This is a genomic window from Vibrio sp. 378, assembly GCF_033339435.1.
Window position 1 is genome coordinate 1 of record NZ_JAWOUO010000452.1, and the last position, 757, is coordinate 757.

General features: G+C 43.3%; 1 protein-coding gene. It reads right to left on the minus strand.

Translation table 11 applies throughout. The features are described from left to right. On the minus strand, positions 1 to 553 hold a 553-nt coding region (locus tag R7Q48_RS26875; protein ID WP_318133294.1), incomplete at its 3' end, for an HAD family phosphatase. Positions 554 to 757: the final 204 nt, after the last annotated feature.

Below are 757 nucleotides of genomic sequence, written 5' to 3' on the forward strand. Positions count from 1 at the left end.
GAATTTGATAAGTGACCATGTTTGCCGCTACAGCGGCGCGAACACCATTATTGGAATCTTCAAAGGCCAAACATAGGCTTGGCTCTACATCCAGACGGTTCGCTGCTAGTAAATAGATTTCTGGGTCGGGTTTGCCGTGGCTCACTTCGCAGCCTGTCGTTAGGTTATCGAAGTATTTGCTCAACCCTGCTAATTCCAGTTTGATTTTTGCCACTTCTTTCGCAGTAGATGTCGCGACCGCGATAGGTAAACCTTGTGCTTTCAACCACTCCAGCAACTCAACAACGCCATCTTTTACAGGGATAGCTTGGTGTTTGACAACTGCGTTGTAACGAGTGCGCCATTCAAGATGCAGGCGGTCTAAATTCTCGCCGTAGGCTTTGCGGAAAATCGTCTCAATTCCTGCCGCATTGCGGCCAATGATCGATAGGTAAACATCTTCATAAAACGGAAGGTTTTGTACTTCACATGCTTCTTGGAAAATACGCATACAGACGCGTTCAGTATCAAGAAGTAAACCATCCATATCAAAAATAGCAGCTTGGTATTTCATTACATTACAGGCTTGTTGAGTGAGGGAACACATTCTGGCATAAGCCGACGTAATTTTCTCGGAAATTTACTTTTCTGTTTGTCGCAGCTGTATAAATCGGGTGCGGTCTTATTCGATAGGGTGACTTTATGGCTCTAAAACAAAAATGGTGACAGCGCAGCGTATATCATTCTAATTAATCAATATTATTTTTATTGGTATTGT